At 64.0% G+C, this 13,840-nt stretch carries 15 protein-coding genes; 11 read left to right on the forward strand and 4 right to left on the reverse strand.

Features of this window, described 5'->3' with window-relative positions; translation table 11 throughout:
- A partial coding sequence (locus FJ941_RS27115) for a chloride channel protein (protein ID WP_140510492.1) occupies positions 1–703 on the reverse strand: 703 nt, incomplete at its 3' end.
- A 199-nt stretch (positions 704–902) separates the two neighbouring features.
- A complete protein-coding gene (locus tag FJ941_RS27120; RefSeq protein ID WP_140510494.1) occupies positions 903–1,202 on the reverse strand; it encodes a hypothetical protein in 300 nt (99 codons plus the stop codon).
- 243 nt (positions 1,203–1,445) lie between these two features.
- Here FJ941_RS27120 and rlmN point away from each other — a divergent pair, with 243 nt between their 5' ends.
- From rlmN to FJ941_RS27135, 3 genes are read left to right on the forward strand one after another with little or no spacing between them, the layout of a single operon-like run.
- Entirely contained in the window at positions 1,446–2,681 is a 1,236-nt protein-coding gene (gene rlmN / locus FJ941_RS27125; RefSeq protein WP_140510496.1) for a 23S rRNA (adenine(2503)-C(2))-methyltransferase RlmN, read from the forward strand.
- The gene (locus FJ941_RS27130) at positions 2,678–3,124 is read left to right on the forward strand and encodes a hypothetical protein (protein WP_140510497.1); all 447 of its coding nucleotides are present in this window, start codon (positions 2,678–2,680) and stop codon (positions 3,122–3,124) included. Before rlmN ends, FJ941_RS27130 begins: the two co-directional genes overlap by 4 nt.
- Positions 3,124–3,606: a hypothetical protein gene (locus FJ941_RS27135; protein WP_140510499.1), complete on the forward strand. Its 483-nt coding sequence runs from the start codon at positions 3,124–3,126 to the stop codon at positions 3,604–3,606. The genes FJ941_RS27130 and FJ941_RS27135 overlap by 1 nt, the downstream gene beginning before the upstream one ends.
- Here the strand turns inward: FJ941_RS27135 and FJ941_RS27140 are convergent.
- The gene (locus FJ941_RS27140; protein ID WP_019862084.1) at positions 3,578–4,219 is read right to left on the reverse strand and encodes a LysE family translocator; all 642 of its coding nucleotides are present in this window, start codon (positions 4,217–4,219) and stop codon (positions 3,578–3,580) included. The genes FJ941_RS27135 and FJ941_RS27140 overlap by 29 nt on opposite strands.
- A gap of 192 nt (positions 4,220–4,411) precedes the next feature.
- Here FJ941_RS27140 and FJ941_RS27145 point away from each other — a divergent pair, with 192 nt between their 5' ends.
- Positions 4,412–5,635, forward strand: a complete 1,224-nt coding sequence (locus FJ941_RS27145) for an argininosuccinate synthase (RefSeq protein ID WP_140510500.1) — start codon at positions 4,412–4,414, stop codon at positions 5,633–5,635.
- A gap of 372 nt (positions 5,636–6,007) precedes the next feature.
- Here FJ941_RS27145 and FJ941_RS27155 read toward each other — a convergent pair whose 3' ends face one another.
- On the reverse strand, positions 6,008–6,805 hold the full coding sequence (locus FJ941_RS27155; RefSeq protein ID WP_140510503.1) for a lytic transglycosylase domain-containing protein: 798 nt from the start codon (positions 6,803–6,805) through the stop codon (positions 6,008–6,010).
- Between the two features lie 293 nt (positions 6,806–7,098).
- On the opposite strand from FJ941_RS27155, the gene FJ941_RS27160 reads away from it, so the two are divergent.
- The 7 genes from FJ941_RS27160 to FJ941_RS27195 all read left to right on the forward strand — a co-directional run bounded on the left by FJ941_RS27160 (position 7,099) and on the right by FJ941_RS27195 (position 13,749).
- Positions 7,099–8,193, forward strand: coding sequence for a putative zinc-binding metallopeptidase (locus FJ941_RS27160; RefSeq protein ID WP_140510505.1), 1,095 nt, complete (start codon positions 7,099–7,101; stop codon positions 8,191–8,193).
- Positions 8,194–8,256: 63 nt separating this feature from the next.
- Positions 8,257–8,853 (forward strand): DUF1236 domain-containing protein, encoded by a 597-nt coding sequence (locus tag FJ941_RS27165; RefSeq protein WP_140510507.1) that lies wholly within the window; start codon positions 8,257–8,259, stop codon positions 8,851–8,853.
- A gap of 174 nt (positions 8,854–9,027) precedes the next feature.
- On the forward strand, positions 9,028–9,981 hold the full coding sequence (locus tag FJ941_RS27170; protein WP_140510509.1) for a type II CAAX endopeptidase family protein: 954 nt from the start codon (positions 9,028–9,030) through the stop codon (positions 9,979–9,981).
- Between the two features lie 392 nt (positions 9,982–10,373).
- A complete protein-coding gene (ffh, locus tag FJ941_RS27180; RefSeq protein WP_140510511.1) occupies positions 10,374–11,969 on the forward strand; it encodes a signal recognition particle protein in 1,596 nt (531 codons plus the stop codon).
- Positions 11,970–11,976: 7 nt separating this feature from the next.
- The gene (locus tag FJ941_RS27185; RefSeq protein WP_027146221.1) at positions 11,977–12,303 is read left to right on the forward strand and encodes a chorismate mutase; all 327 of its coding nucleotides are present in this window, start codon (positions 11,977–11,979) and stop codon (positions 12,301–12,303) included.
- 49 nt (positions 12,304–12,352) lie between these two features.
- The gene (gene rpsP / locus FJ941_RS27190) at positions 12,353–12,754 is read left to right on the forward strand and encodes a 30S ribosomal protein S16 (RefSeq protein WP_027146222.1); all 402 of its coding nucleotides are present in this window, start codon (positions 12,353–12,355) and stop codon (positions 12,752–12,754) included.
- 149 nt (positions 12,755–12,903) lie between these two features.
- Positions 12,904–13,749: an acyl-CoA thioester hydrolase/BAAT C-terminal domain-containing protein gene (locus FJ941_RS27195; RefSeq protein WP_140510512.1), complete on the forward strand. Its 846-nt coding sequence runs from the start codon at positions 12,904–12,906 to the stop codon at positions 13,747–13,749.
- Positions 13,750–13,840: the final 91 nt, after the last annotated feature.

Consider the following 13,840-nt stretch of genomic DNA (forward strand, 5'->3'; position numbering starts at 1 on the left):
AGATCGTCTCCTTGGACAGGCCGAAATAGGTGTAGTTGCCGAGCACGCCGAGCGAGGCGAGGCCGGCCAGGATGACCGCCGTCAGCACCAGCCCGTTGGTGCGCGCCTCATAGGTGCGGCCCATTTCCTCGATGGCAAAGACGATGCCGGCAAGCGGCGTGTTGAAGGCGGCGGCGATGCCGGCGGCCGATCCCGCCAGGATCAGGCCCCGCGCCTGCGCCATGCCGCCCCAGCGCGCCGCCTGCAGCATCAGCGACGCGCCGACCTGCACGGTCGGCCCCTCGCGGCCGATGGACGCACCGCAGAACAGGCCGACAAGGGTGAGCGCTATCTTGCCCGCCACCAGCCTGAGCGACAGGATATGGCTGCGGTCGTCGTCGTCGCGCAGGTGCCGGGCGGCGATCGCTTGCGGAATGCCGCTGCCTTGCGAGCCCGGAAAGAAGGCGTGCGCCAGCCACGCGCACAGGACAAAGCCGAGCGGCGTGATCGCCAGCGGCAGATAGAAGCGCCAGCCGCCATCATTGCCGATCACCACATGAAACAGCGCCTGTGCCTTGTCGGCCAGCACGGCAAACAACACGCTGATCAGGCCGATCGAGATCGCACCGGCCCAGAACACAAGGCGCGGCTGCCAGACGCGGCGCGAGGCCCACATGGCGCGCGAACGCCGCAGCATGGGATGTCTTCGCGATTGGCCGGCCATGTCTGTCCTCGCGGGGAAAACCCAGCCCTAGCACAGGCATGACACCGATCAAGCAAGAGTCTGACGATCGGCCGGGATCAACGGGCCGCGGTGTTGGGCGTCCGCTCGCGCGCATGATCCAGAGAGCGCCTCCGTCAATCGAAGTGAAAGCTGCGCGACCCGCCGACCTCCACGCCGGCGGGCAATCGTTGCGAGATCGTCACATGGCCATTTTTTCACATTCGGCCTGGGCCTTCTTGGTCGACGTGTCGATCATATACGCCTTGCCCTTGGCGTCGGTCATTATCATCATGCAGTGCTTGATCGGCTTGGCCATCTTCATCATATCGGCGCCCATCTTCGCGTCCGGCATCATGGTGCCCATGTGCCCGTCCGGCATGATCGCCGTTACTTGCCCACCTTTCATCATGGTCATGGTACCCATCGTGTCCTCGGCGAACGCCTGCGAGGCGCAGAGAGCGGCGAGGCCGGCAATGACGGCGAGCTTGATCGATTTCATTCCACATACTCCCATTGTGCAGGGGCACAGTTGCCCCTTCAGGGTTCGCGGATGGCGCGCCGGCCGTTACGCTGACACGAATATGTGATCGATCGCGCACTGGGGGAGCACCACTGCCCGGCGGCGGGACAGGCTGCCCGATCGCCCGCGGCATGACTCTGCCGCCAAGCTGTGCTATGCGCCCCGCTTGAGATCAGGCACGATGGATGAAATCGGCCGTAAACCGCTTATATCTGTGCAACCATGACCCTTTCACTCAACCCCACCGCCGAAGGTGCCCGTGACGCCTTGCGTACCCGCGCCATGCCGGCCGAAAAACCGTCGCTGATTGGCCTGACACGGGCCGAGCTCGCGGAGGCCCTGGTCGCTGCAGGCATCGTGCCGGAGCGTCAGGCAAAAATGCGCGCACAGCAGCTCTGGCACTGGATGTATGTACGCGGCGTTTCCGACTTCGCCGGCATGTTCAACATCTCCAAGGACCTGCGCGCCGAGCTCAACAGGCATTTCACCGTCGCCCGGCCCGAGATTGTAGAGGAGCAGATTTCCGCCGACGGCACGCGAAAGTGGCTGTTCCGCTTTCCGCCGCGCGGCGCCGGCCGGCCGGTCGAGATCGAAACCGTCTATATCCCCGAGGAAGGCCGCGGCACGCTCTGCATCTCCTCGCAGGTCGGCTGCACGCTGACCTGCTCGTTCTGCCACACCGGCACGCAGAAGCTGGTGCGCAATTTGACGGCTGAGGAAATCCTCGCCCAGTTGCTCACCGCCCGCGACCGGCTCGGCGACTTCCCCGACCGCGACACGCCGGATGGCGCCATCGTGCCCGCCGAGGGCCGGAAAGTATCCAACGTCGTCATGATGGGCATGGGCGAGCCGCTCTATAATTTCGAGGCGGTCAAGAAGGCGCTGCTGATCGCCTCCGACGGCGACGGACTTTCCCTGTCGAAGCGCCGCATCACGCTGTCGACCTCCGGCGTCGTGCCGGAGATCTTCCGCACCGGCGAGGAGATCGGCGTCATGCTGGCGATCTCGCTGCATGCCACCAATGACGATCTGCGCGACCTCTTGGTGCCGATCAACAAGAAGTATCCGCTCAAGGAGCTGATCGCCGCCTGCCGCGCCTATCCCGGCCTGTCCAACGCCAGGCGCATCACCTTCGAATATGTGATGCTGAAGGACGTCAACGATTCCATTGAGGACGCCAAGGGGCTGATCAAGCTGCTCAAGGGCATTCCGGCCAAGATCAACCTGATCCCGTTCAACCCGTGGCCTGGCACCAACTACCAGTGCTCGGACTGGGAGACGATCGAGAAGTTCGCCGACTATATCAACAATGCCGGCTATGCCTCGCCGATCCGCACGCCGCGCGGCCGCGACATCCTGGCCGCCTGCGGCCAGCTGAAGTCGGAATCGGAGCGCATGCGCAAGGTCGACCGGCTGGCGCTGGAAGCCATGATGATCGCGGGGCACGGCGAGGTGTGAGCCGTCTCGTCGCCTGCTCGAAGCGCTTCGCCATCATAACAGTCGGCTACGTCGCCGCTGTGCTCACCTCCATCCTGGTGCCGGTGCTGCTGATCGTTCTTCTGGCCGGGATCGAGGACGGCAACTGGTCGATCATTTTCACATTCGACTGGCTGGCCTCCTTCCCGCTCGCCGTGTTGACCGTGGCGATCTGCGCGCTGCTGATCGTCGGCCCAGCGATCTTCGTCGCCGAACGGCTGGCGCTGCGAGGATGGTTCTACTTTGCCGTCACGGGCGCGGTCACGTCGATCGCCTTCGGTGTTTTTGTCCCAGGCTCCGCCGGCGGCTTCGTTTTCAATCCGGGCTTCCTCGGTTTTCTGGCCGCGGCCGGTATTGCCGCCGGCTGGGTCTACTGGCTTCTGGCTGGACACAAGTCCGGTCATCTCACGGGCCGTGATCCCTGATGAACCGTCTCGTCGCCTATATCGTGCGCTTCGCCGTCATCCTATTCGGCTACACCATCGCCTCGCTGGCGGCGAGCGCCTTCCTCAACATCCTGTTCCTGGCCTCGCTCGGTTACGCGCCGGCGCAAGCCCATCCGGCGGCGACGGCATCGCTCTATTTTTCAATTCCTTTCGTCGCTCTGTTTGTCGCTTATTTCGGCTTCATGCCGGCCGCGGTCGTCATCCTGATTGCCGAAATCCTCGGCCGGCGCGACTGGCTGTTCTACGCGCTGGCGGGCGCGCTGGTGTCGGGGGTTTTCCTGGGCCTCGTCGACAATATCCGCGATTCCGCTTTTGCCGTCACCGAGACCAGCGCGATCATGGCGGTGCTCGGTGGTGGCATGGTCGGCGGCATCTTCTATTGGCTCAGCGCCGGCCGCTGGGCCGGAAGCTGGTGGAAGGACGAGAAAGCTCCTACTTCGCCTGGGCCGTCAGGATCTTGAGCGCGAAGGCCGAGAAAACGCCGGCGAAGAGATAGTCGACCACGCGCGTCACGCGCGGGCTGGCCTTCATCGCCGCCGAGAATTTTTCCGCCGCCAGCACCATGGGTGCCGTCACCGGGATCGACAGCACGATGAACATGGAGCCAAGGAAGAACAGCTTCCCGGGCGCATTCGGATCGTGCGCGGACACGAATTGCGGCAGGAAGGTCATGAAGAACAGGATGATCTTCGGATTGAGCAGGTTGACGCCAAGCCCCGCGGCCCAGCTGCGCAGCAGCGAGATCTGCGGGCCCGTCTTCTTTTCCGGCGAAAAGGCCGAGCCCTTGGCGATCGCCTGCCAGGCCAGGAAGACGAGATAGCCGGCGCCAAAGATCTTCAGCACGAAGAAAGCCATAGGCGAGGCGACGATCAGCGCCGAGACGCCGACCACCACCAGCGTGGTATGGATCAGCGTGCCGCACAGCGCGCCGGCCATCGAGGCAAAGCCGGTGGCCCGACCCTGGCTCAGCGTGCGCGACACGAACAGCGTCATGTCAGGGCCTGGCGTGATCGCCAGGATCACGGTGGCTATCGCGAACTGGATCAGCGTGGCGGTGTCGGGAATGAAGGACATGGGCAGGCCTTTGGGTTGGGGACGTCAGGCTATAGAGGATGCCGCCCCTTCTTGCCAGCGGCCGGACGGCAAGAGTGCTGATCCAGCCCTGCTCGATCCTGGTGTCACCACCTGCCTCGTGTTCATCCCTTGCGCAGCCTGGAAGCGGCGTGATACCTCGCGCGCCGAGAACTCCTGTCGTGGAACTGCCAAATGTCCAAGATCAAAGACGTCAAGAAGGTCGTGCTCGCTTATTCCGGCGGTCTCGACACATCCATCATCCTGAAATGGCTGCAGACCGAACTCGGCGCCGAAGTCGTCACCTTCACCGCCGATCTCGGCCAGGGCGGCGAGCTGGAGCCGGCGCGCCGCAAGGCCGAGATGATGGGCATCAAGGACATCCGCGTCGTCGACGTGCGCGAGGAATTCGTATCCGACTTCGTCTTCCCGATGTTCCGCGCCAACACCGTCTATGAAGGCACTTACCTGCTGGGAACCTCGATCGCACGACCGCTGATTTCCAAGCACCTGGTCGAGATCGCCAGGGAGACCGGCGCCGATGCGATTGCCCATGGCGCCACCGGCAAGGGCAACGACCAGGTTCGCTTCGAGCTTTCCGCCTACGCGCTCAACCCCGACATCAAGGTCATCGCGCCGTGGCGCGACTGGTCGTTCAAGTCGCGCACCGACCTGATGAACTTCGCCGAACAGCACCAGATCCCGGTGCCGAAGGACAAGAAGGGCGATGCGCCGTTCTCGGTCGACGCGAATCTGCTGCACTCCTCGTCCGAGGGCAAGGTGCTGGAGGATCCATGGGTGGAGCCGCCGGAATTCGTGCATCAGCGCACCGTGTCGCCAATGGACGCGCCGGATGCCGTCACCGAGATCGAGATCGAGTTCCTGAAGGGCGACCCGGTCGCGCTCAACGGCAAGAAACTGTCGCCGGCGACCATGCTGGCCGCCCTCAACGATCTCGGCCGTGATAATGGCATCGGCCGGCTCGACCTTGTCGAGAACCGTTTCGTCGGCATGAAATCGCGGGGTGTGTATGAAACGCCCGGCGGCGCCATCCTGATCGTGGCCCATCGCGCCATCGAATCGATCACGCTCGACCGCGGTGCCGCGCACCTCAAGGACGAGTTCATGCCGCGCTATGCCGAGCTCATCTACAACGGCTTCTGGTTCTCGCCCGAGCGCCTGATGCTGCAGGCGATGATCGACAAGAGCCAGGAAGACGTCGAAGGCACGGTGCGGCTGAAGCTCTACAAGGGCAATGTCATGGTCACCGGCCGCAAGTCTGGGAAGACGCTCTATTCCGACGCGCTGGTCACCTTCGAGGATGACCGTGGCGCCTACGACCAGAAGGACGCTGCCGGCTTCATCCGCCTCAATGCGCTGAGGCTGCGGACATTGGCCGCGCGCAACCGCAACAGCTAGACGGAATGCGCTGTCCCGGTCGATGCCTGGTGCCGCTGGGCGGCAGGAACCGCGTCCCGCCAACTCGTTAATTGTCGATGTTGGCGCCGCCCCTCATTGCCCTGCCGGGCATTTCTCCCCGTATAGTGACGGGGAGAAAAACGCCATAATCAACGCTTTCGTCAATCGCCAGCGCTGCAGAACGAGCGCCAACATCGCCGCAAATCCCTTCTCCCCGTCACTATACGGGGAGAAGGTGCCGGCAGGCGGATGAGGGGCAGCGCAAACGCTCGAAGAGAGCCCGTGACCGGGCTCGCCATCGAGATGTTGCTTAGACACAACTCCTGACGGAAATCGTTTCACACCTTCCCTGGAATTGTTGAGAGATTTCGATCAGTCGGCGTCGATCGCGGTGGCGATGCGGGCGATGGCCTGCTGATAGACGCTTGCGGAATTCCAGCCGGCGATCGCGCCTATATTCGACTGCGCGCTGGCGCCAGCCCGCCAGCCGTGACCCTTGAGGAAGTTGGCGGTGGAGGCCAAAGCGGTGGCCTTGTCGCGCAGGTTTCCGCTGCCGACCGCATATTTCAGGACGTTTCCGGGCAGGAACTGCGTGTGGCCGATCTCACCATGCATGGCGCCGACCGACGAGGCGGTCAACGCGCCGCGATCAACCAGCTTCAGGGCCGCGATGGCGTGCGGGCGAAAATAGTCGGGGCGGCGGCAATCATAGGCAAGCGTCAAAATGGCGGAGACCGTGTTCTGGTTGCCCATCGAGGCGCCGAAGCCGGTCTCCATGCCCCAGATGGCGAGCAGCACGCCCGGCGACACGCCGTAGTTCTGTTCGATCTGGTTGAACAGCGCCGCGTTCGACTTCTTCAGCGAACGGCCCTTGGAAATAATAGCGGACCCGCCACGGCGCTTCATGAAATCGTCCACCGAGCCGCTGAACGCCTTGTGGATAGCGCGGTCGGCGGAGATGGTCCTTGTTGCATAGGTCGCGCCGGCCAGAGCGGCCAGCCCCCTCGACCCGACACCTTCGGACTTGGCCTCGGCCGCGAAATCCTGTTTCCAGGCATCGAAGCCGGCGCCGGTCTTGCCGCAGCTGGCCGCCGCTTGCGCGCCCGTTGCCAGCCCCAGCACCGCCACCACCGCAGCTGCTAAAATCCTACCCTTGGCAAGAAATGCCATGTTGTTCTCCTGGTTGCCTGATTCACGTCCCGATTGCGAATTTGCCAGCGAAAGGCACATTTGTCACCGTCTGTGGCGCGATGCTGGCGAATGCCGGGGAATTTGCCTACGATCAAGTGATTATTATGGCGAGGCCATGCATGAAAGACGTTGATGCCGGCCGTGGACCGCATCGGAGCGCCTGGACCAGCGAAGCGAGATAGTCTCGCCGGACCGCGGAACACCGGCCGGTGGCTCGCGTTTGGGCACGGGCCGCCATGCATCCTGTGCCCTTCTGATGAATTGAGACCGAGATGAAACTTTTCGACTGCCCGCATTGCGGCCACCGTCTCTATTTCGAGAACGCCCAGTGCCTGAACTGCAGCAGTCTCGTGCTCTATGATCCTGAGCGCGCGCGCTTTGTCCTGTCCGGCGTCGACGGCGCCATCCAGTGCACCAATGCCGACGAATGCGCCTGCAACTGGATGGCCGAGCCGGGGCAGGTCTTCTGCCGTGCCTGCGTGCTGAACCAGCTGATCCCCGACCTCTCGGTCGACGGCAACCGCCGCCGCTGGATCCGCGTCGAGGCGGCGAAGAAGCGCGCCATCTATTCGCTGCTCGCCTTCGGCCTTCCGGTGGCGCCCAAGCAAAGCCCGACGGACGAGATCGGGCTGGCCTTCGACTTCCTCGCCGATCCGATCGGCGGCGGCCCGGGCGGCGAACGGATTCTCACCGGCCACGACAATGGCCTGATCACGCTGAACGTCGCCGAGGCCGATTCAGCCGAGCGCGAAAAACGTCGCGTCGAGATGGGCGAGAACTACCGCACGCTGCTCGGCCATTTCCGCCACGAGCTCGGCCATTATTACTGGGACCGCCTGATCCGCGACGATCCGCAAGGGCTGGAAGCGTTCCGCGCTTTGTTCGGCGACGAACGCGCCGACTACGAACAGGCGCTGAAGGCCTACTACGCCAATGGCGCCGCGCCCGACTGGCAGCAAGACCACATCTCGGCCTACGCCACCTCGCATCCGTGGGAGGACTGGGCCGAGACCTGGGCTCACCATCTGCACATCACCGACACGCTGGAGATGGTCCATGCGTTGAACTTCCCGCTCGGCCGGCTGGAGACGGTGGAGGCGGCCGAACTGCCCCAGGGCGATACTGGTGGCGGGCTGCAGGCAGCGCCGTCGGAGCCTGCAAAGACGCCCGAGCCCTTCGACAAGATTCTTGCCCGGTGGCTGGTGCTGTCGGAAGCCTCCAATTCGATCAACCGCTGCATGGGCCTGCCCGACCTCTACCCCTTCGTCATTTCGGACGTGACGGCGCAGAAACTGGCCTTTGTTCACGATCTTGTGGCCGGCTTGCCGAAAGATACGGGAAATCGTGAGTTGGCTCGCGCGTTTTAACCGGAACGCATGCGCCGCTGCCCCGTTTTCGCTGGCGAGGGACCACGAAAACGGAGAGAAACCATGAAATCCGTATTGTTTCCCGCAATCGCCGGAGTGTTCACCATGATGTCGGGCGCCGCATTGGCGGACACCGCCGTATCGGCGGTCACCGATCTCAACGTGCGCGCTGGCCCGGGTCCGCAATATCCGGTGATCGGCGTGCTGGCCGCTGGCCAGTCGGCGACGCTCAATGGCTGCATCGAAAACAGCAAATGGTGCACGATCGCAGAAGCCGGCGGCCAGGGCTGGGTCTATTCCGACTACGTCACCGCCGATTTCGGCGGCAGCCGCGTGGTGCTGACGCAGCGTCGCTCCGCCGTTGCCGTCGTCTCACCGCCGGACGACATCGGCAACTATTCCACCGAGTACACCGGAGCGATCGTCACCGGCGAGCCGATCGACACCGTCGTCCGGCCTCCGGCCGAGGTCAGGACCTACGTCGACACCCATCGCCTCGACCCCGTCTATCTCGAAGGCGAGGTGGTGACCGGCGCAACCCTGCCCGACACCGTGGAGTTGCGCGAAATTCCCGACTACAAGTATCGCTATGTCTACGTGAACGGTCAGCCGACGCTGGTCGACCCGCAGACCCGGCGCATCATGTACGTGGTGCGTTGACAGAGGCCAGAGGTCGCCGAAGCGGCGGCTGACGACACTAGCAAGACCGTACCGGCACCGGACGGCGCTTGGGTGCCGCACGATCCGTTTACGATATCGATTCCGATTTCCGAGGCCATCGGCTAGATCAAGGACAGCTGGATCAGCAGCGATGGATTCGGATCGAGGACAAGCGTGACAATCGACGACACTGCCTTCGAGCGCTATCGCAACACGCCGAACGCCAGGACGACTTTGTTGCGTCTATTTCTGGGGACGCTGATCGTCGTCCTGCTCTGGGGCGCCACCACCGCGGCCGTGCTGTTGGGTGGCACACATGTCTACTTCGCCTGGCAGGTGACGGCTTCGCCATATGGCATGGAGGGTTTTCTCGCCTCGCCCATTGGCATCCTCAGCGCGCTCACCTCCTTCGCCGGGATCTGGATCGGTCTGTGGATCGCGATGCGCTGGGTGCATGGCGAGCCGCTGTCGGCCCTCCTCGGCACCGGCCGCCGCGTATCGCGACCGGACTTCCTCAAGGGTCTGATCGCGGTGCTGATCACCTCGGCTTTGTCCGAAATCCTGCTCTATTTGCTAGCGCCGGGGATCGCTCGCGGCACGATCAGCCTGTCGTCCTGGCTGCTGTTCGCGATCCCGATCGTCGCGCTCACCTTGCTGCAGACCTCGTCGGAAGAGGTGCTGTTTCGCGGCTATCTGCTGCGCGGCCTCGCCAGCCGGTTCCGCAGCCCTTTCATCTGGGCGCTGCTGCCCGGCCTGCTGTTCACCTCGCTGCACTGGAGCGGCGGTTCGTCGGCCGCCATCAATGCCTGCGTGCTGGTTTCGATCGCCGCTTTCGCGCTGCTTCTGACACTCATGGTCTACGCCACCGGCAATCTCGGCGCAGCACTTGGCGCCCATCTCGGCAACAACCTCACCGGCTTCCTGCTGATCTCGCATCAGCAGAGCTACAATTCCTTCGCCTTGTTCACCGCCAAGCCGCTCGAAGGGCCGGGATGGATGATGTCGGATGCAATTCTCATCGCCCTCATCGGCATCGCCTGCAGCTTGCTGACGATTGCTCTATTGCTGCACCCACGCTCGCCGCTCAGGGTCTCGGCCGAGGTCCCGAACGCCGTGGGTCCGGCCTGATCGCGGTCCGGGAAACGCGCGACACCGGCCTTGCCTTGACTCTCGCGCCGATTTCCTGTCTACAGCCCACCAATTCCGCGACGAGTATTCCTCCGAGCAAGCCGACCAGGACGCCGAAGCCTCTTGAGGCCAAGTGCTGTAAACAGATCCTGGAGGCCAACACCCGGCAGCGCTGTGCGCCCCCGGGTGCTTTTTGGTTTTGGGCTTTTGCTTGGACTGGCTTTTGCTTGGAGACTGGGCGCGAACGCATTACCTCTCGGGCACCATCCGGGTGCCAGGGAAAGGAAAACGAATGTTTGAATCGCTGCAGCAGCGCACAAGAGGCGTGGAGGGCCATCGGCCCGACAGGGATCACTATGACTCCAAGGCGCTCTCGCGCGGTGGGTTGATCAATGTTTGAGTCCCTGCAAGAGCGCCTTGGCTCCATCCTGAACGGCCTGACCGGCCGCGGCGCGCTTTCCGAGGCTGATGTCTCGGCGGCGTTGCGTGAGGTGCGCCGTGCGCTGCTCGAGGCCGACGTGGCGCTGGAGGTCGTGCGTTCCTTCACCGACAAGGTGCGCGAGAAGGCCGTCGGCGCCGCCGTGCTGAAGTCGATCAAGCCCGGACAGATGGTCGTCAAGATCGTCCATGACGAGCTGATCGACATGCTGGGCGCCGAGGGCGTCGCCATCGACCTCAACGCGCCTGCTCCGGTCGTCGTCATGATGGTCGGCCTGCAGGGCTCCGGAAAGACGACGACTTCGGCCAAGATCGCCAAGCGCCTGACCGAGCGGCAGAACAAGAAGGTCCTGATGGCTTCGCTCGACACGCGGCGCCCCGCCGCGCAGGAGCAGTTGCGCCAGCTCGGCGAGCAGGTCAAGGTCGCGACGCTGCCTGTGATAGCAGGCCAGAACCCGGTCGATATCGCCAGGCGCGCCGTGCAGGCGGCCAAGCTCGGCGGCCATGACGTCGTCGTCCTCGACACCGCCGGCCGCACCCATATCGACGAGCCGCTGATGGTCGAGATGGCCGAAATCAAGAAGGTGTCGAGCCCGCACGAGATCCTGCTGGTCGCCGACTCCCTGACCGGCCAGGATGCCGTCAACCTGGCGAAAAGCTTCGACGAGCGCGTCGGCATCACCGGCCTTGTGCTGACCCGCATGGACGGCGACGGCCGTGGCGGTGCCGCGCTATCGATGCGCGCCGTCACCGGCAAGCCGATCAAGCTGATCGGCACCGGCGAAAAGATGGACGGGCTGGAGGAATTCCACCCCAAGCGCATCGCCGACCGCATCCTGGGCATGGGCGACATCGTCTCGCTCGTCGAGAAGGCGGCGGAAAACATCGACGCCGAGCAGGCGGCGGCGATGGCCAAGAAGATGCAGTCGGGGAAGTTCGACCTGAACGACCTCGCCCAGCAGCTTCAGCAGATGTCGAAGATGGGCGGCATGGGCGGCATCATGGGCATGATGCCCGGCATGGGCAAGATGAAGGACCAGATGGCCGCCGCCGGCCTCGACGACAAGATGTTCGGCCGCCAGCTCGCCATCATCTCCTCGATGACCAAGGCCGAGCGCGCCAATCCCGATATACTGAAACACTCGCGCAAGAAGCGCATCGCCGCCGGCTCCGGCACCGATGCGGCCGAGATCAACAAGCTCTTGAAGATGCATCGCGGCATGGCCGACATGATGAAGGCGATGGGGGGCAAGGGCAAAGGCGGCGGGCTGATGCGCGGCATGATGGGCGGCCTCGCCTCCAAGATGGGCCTTGGCGGCATGGTGCCCGGGGGCGGCATGGGCGGCATGATGGGCGGCAGCATGCCCGACCTGTCCAAGATGGATCCCAAGCAGCTCGAGGCCTTGCAGAAACAGGCGCAGGCCGCCGGCCTCGGTGGCATGAAGGGCTTGCCCGCCCCAGGCGGCGGCTTGCCCGGCCTGCCTGGCGGCATGAAGCTTCCCGGCCTTGGCGGTGGTGGCGGCCTGCCCGGTCTCGGCAAGAAAAAGTGAGGACGCTATGAACGAAGAAAAGGACATGGCCGACGCCCGCACCATCCTGGCCGGCTATCGCGCCTCGATCGACAACATCGATGCCGCCCTCATCCATATGCTGGCCGAGCGCTTCCGCTGCACCAAGGCGGTCGGCATGCTCAAGGCCGAGCATGGCCTGCCGCCGGCCGACCCGGCGCGCGAGCAGCAGCAGATCGCCCGTCTTCGCCAGCTTGCGAAAGATGCGCATCTCGACCCGGATTTCGCGGAAAAATTCCTCAACTTCGTCGTCCGCGAAGTGATCCGGCACCACGAACAGATCGCCGCTGCCAACGGCGTGACGAAAACCGGCTGACAACCAGCCTGAACAATCAACGAAATCAGAGCTTTTAGGAGAAAAGAAAATGGCACTGAAGATCAGACTGGCCCGTGCGGGCTCGAAGAAGCGTCCTTACTACCACGTCGTCGTCGCCGACGCCCGTTCGCCCCGCGACGGCCGGTTCATCGAGTCGCTCGGCTCGTGGAACCCGCTGCTGCCGAAGGACGGCGAGCGCATCAAGGTTGACGCCGACCGCGTCAAGCATTGGCTGTCGCACGGCGCCCAGCCGACCGACCGCGTTCTGCGCTTCCTCGATGAAGCCGGCCTTGCCAAGCGCGAAGCCCGCTCCAACCCGAAGAAGGCCGAGCCCGGCAAGAAGGCGCAAGAACGCGCCGCCCTGCTGAAGAAGGCCCAGGACGACGCCGCTGCCGCCGTCGCCGCGGCCGCTGCCGCACCAGCCGAAGCGGAAGCCGCCACCGCCGAGTAATCGCTTCCTATTCCTTGCGCAAACAGAACGGCGGGCCTGTGCCCGCCGTTTTGCTGTTTGCAATTGTCACTCACCTGCCCTTTGCTGTTTCCTTGGGAAAGCTTCTGATTTTTCCTTGGGAAAGCTTCTGATTTCCGGCTGAGGATCGGATGGACGAACGAGCAGTCGCGGAGGAAATCCTGTCCGGCGGCGTCGCCGGAACCCTGTTGCGATGCGTCGATGCCACGACAGGTGTCGTGGTGTTGAGCGGATCGAGCGGCCGCGTCGATGTCGAGCGCGCACGACTGTTTGCCGATGTGGGCGTCTCTGCCCTTGCCCTCCGCTGGTTCGGCGGCGAAGGCCAGGTCCCAGGCATATGCGAAATCCCCCTGGAGACGTTTTTCGCCGCGACCGACTGGCTTGTCGGATTGGGGTGCCGGCGCATCGTCTATGTCGGCACATCCAAGGGCGCCGAGGCATCCTTGCTCGCGGCAGCGCATGACCCGCGCATCGATGCGGTGGTCGCGATCAGCCCGACATCGGTGGTCTGGGGCAACATCGGGCCTAGCCGCGACGGCATCAGTTGGCCCGAGCGGTCGTCATGGACGCTGAACGGGGTTCCATGCCCGTTTGTTCCAACCGACCCGGATTGGAAGGCATGCTACCTCGATGGCCTTGTGTCCTATCGAGGGCTTTTCGAACACTGCCTGGCAAGATTCAAACAGGAAGCGGACAGGGCCGCCATTCCCGTCGAGGTTATTTCGGCGGAGATCGTGCTGGTCGCGGGCGGCGGCGACGCCCTGTGGCCATCCCTGGATTTTGCTCGATCGATCGTCCGGCGTCGAAAAGACGCCGGAAAGGCCACGCGCCTCGTTTCGGCTCCCGACGCCGGCCACCGCATTCTCCTGCCGGGTGAAAACACGCCGCGCTCAAGCTCGCATGCCCATGGCGGCAATGACCGCGCCGACGCGGGTTTGGGGCGGGACGCCTGGCGATACGTCCGGGAGCTCCTGTAGCGCGCGCCGTGATAGTGCCTCAAACGAGTTGCAGCCAATTCATCGATCGAAAACGGCGGGTCAAAAGCCCGCCGTTTGCTCTTCATTTTTG

Source organism: Mesorhizobium sp. B2-3-13 (genome assembly GCF_006442195.1).
Taxonomy (GTDB): domain Bacteria; phylum Pseudomonadota; class Alphaproteobacteria; order Rhizobiales; family Rhizobiaceae; genus Mesorhizobium; species Mesorhizobium salmacidum.